2 protein-coding genes are annotated in these 2,356 nt (G+C 61.7%); both read right to left on the bottom strand.

Annotation, left to right across the window (positions count from 1 at the left end):
• Positions 1-128: 128 nt before the first annotated feature.
• A complete protein-coding gene (gene istB / locus I6N89_RS25270; protein ID WP_207020959.1) occupies positions 129-857 on the bottom strand; it encodes an IS21-like element ISPkr1 family helper ATPase IstB in 729 nt (242 codons plus the stop codon).
• On the bottom strand, positions 787-2,355 hold the full coding sequence (gene istA, locus I6N89_RS25275) for an IS21 family transposase (RefSeq protein WP_207020960.1): 1,569 nt from the start codon (positions 2,353-2,355) through the stop codon (positions 787-789). Before istA ends, istB begins: the two co-directional genes overlap by 71 nt.
• Position 2,356: the final 1 nt, after the last annotated feature.

The following is a 2,356-nucleotide window of genomic DNA, read 5'->3' on the forward strand; positions in this document are numbered from 1 at the left end:
TGTCAATCGGCACCGAAAAATGACCCCCTATCGGCGTCCAAAAATGACCCCCTCATGCACGACGTAAGCTGGCCCGATGCGGTGTAGCCACCACACAGCGCAGCCGCGTCGGGCCAGCGGCGTTTCGGCTATTCCCGGGTCTTGAAGCGCCAGCTCTCGTTGCCGGTTTCGACAATGTCGCAATGATGGGTCAGGCGATCGAGAAGCGCGGTGGTCATCTTTGCGTCGCCGAACACCGACGGCCATTCGCCGAAGTCGAGGTTGGTCGTGACGATGACGGAAGTGCGTTCGTAGAGCCGGCTGATGAGGTGGAACAGGAGCTGTCCACCGGTCTGCGCGAAGGGGAGGTAGCCGAGCTCATCAAGGATCAGGAAGTCGAGGCGGCAGAGCAGATCGGCGGTGCGGCCCTGGCGGTCAGCACGGGCCTCGGCATCCAGTTTGTTCACGAGGTCGACCACGTTGAAGAACCGGCCACGCTTGCCGCGTCTGATGCAGGATCGCGCGATGCTGACCGCGAGATGTGACTTGCCGGTTCCGGTGCCACCGATAAGCACAACGTTGCGCTGTTGGTCCAGAAAGTCGCCGGTGGCGAGGTCCCGCACCAGTGTTTCGTTCACCGGTGTCTCCTCGAAGGTGAACTCATCAACCTCCTTGGCCAGTGGCAGGCGGGCGATGGTCAGCTGATACTTGATCGAACGTGCCTGCTTCTCGCTGATCTCGGCGTTCAGAAGATCACCGACGATCTGCTGCGGTTCATGCTGCCGCTTCACGGCTGTGGCGATGATCTCATCGTAAGCGGTCTTCATCCCGTAGAGCTTCAGCTGGCTCATCGCGTCCAGCACCTGTGATCTTTCCATGTTCGGGTCTCCTCAGGCTGTCGTAGCGTTTGCAGTCGGCCACCGGCTCGCAGGTCAGGCGCAGGGCATCGGGTGTGGCAATCGTAAGCGGCGGTGGAGGTTCGCGGTGTCGGGCCAGTATGTTCAGGACAACGGCTGCTGCTGGTGCGCCTTCCTTCAAGGCTTCGGCACAGGCAGCTTCTACGGCATCCAGTCCGTCTGTCGGGATCATGCTCAGGATCTGGACCATCTGCCTGTCGCCGTTCGGCACTTTGCCGAGCTTGCGCTGGACCCGCTTGACGGCGAGCGGAAGGTCCCACTCCCTGAACGGTGCGCCGTTGCGCAGGGCGCCAGGTTTACGAGCAAGAACAGGGATGTAGTGCAGCGGGTTGTAGATGTCCTTGTTGCGGCCGAAGGCGCGGTCGTGCTGGCCGACGATCTTGCCATCCTGCCAGAACTCGATGCGCTCGGCATAGGCGCGGATCTCCACAGGGCGCCCGACAGCGCGTGCGTCCACCGAGTATCGGTTGTTGTCGAACCGCACGAGGCAAGTTTTGGACACCGACGCTGGCACCGCGTGGAAGCCATCAAACGGTCCGACATAGGGAACCAGGCTCTCGCGCTCGGCCTGGAATACGTCCCAGGTCGTGCGATCCTTGAGTTCCGGATGGGGGGTGGCCTTGGCCCAGGCGACGCAGCGATCCTCGAGCCAGGCGTTGAGCTCGGCGTAGCTCTTGAACTTCGGTCGCGGCACGAAGAAACGCCGCCGCACGACGCCAACCTGGTTCTCGACCTGACCCTTCTCCCAGCCCGAAGCCGGGGTGCAGGCGACCGGATCGACGAGATAGTGCCCACACATCTGCTGGAAACGCCGGTTGTAGGCTCGGTCGCGCCCGACGAAGATCGTGTCGACCGCCGTCTTCATGTTGTCGTAGATGCCCCGCGTGCAGGTGCCGCCGAAGAAAGCGAAGGCCTTGTCGTGGGCATCGAAGACCATCTCCTGCGTCTCGCGAGGATAGGCCCGAACAAAAAGCATGCGGCTGTGACACAGGCGAACATGGGCGACCTTTACCGAGGTCGTGACCCCGTCGATGAGCACGATCTCATGGCTCCAGTCGAACTGGTAAGCCTCGCCGGGATCAAAGGTCAGGGGAACATAGGCTGCGGCTGATGCCGATCGCTCTTCCTTACTCCAGGATGCCGCATACCGTCGAACAGCGTCGTAGCCGCCGTCATACCCGCGGGCCCGCAACTCCTCGAAAATCCTGATCAGGGTGAGCCGGTCACGCTTCGCCTTCCGGGCGTTCACCGCAAGCATCTCGTCCAGTTCATCGGTCCAAGGACCGATTTTGGGCAACGGCTGGACGGTGCGTTCATAGGTAAGTTCGGTGACCCCGGACCGGATCACCTTGCGCACGGTGTTCCGCGAGACACGGAACTCGCGGCAGATCTCCTTGATCTTCTTCTTCTCTTGGAAAAAGGCCCGACGGATCTTCGAAATCGTCTCCACGACCAACATC

Origin of the sequence: Salipiger abyssi (genome assembly GCF_017311415.1) — a bacterium.
Lineage (GTDB): Bacteria > Pseudomonadota > Alphaproteobacteria > Rhodobacterales > Rhodobacteraceae > Salipiger > Salipiger abyssi_A.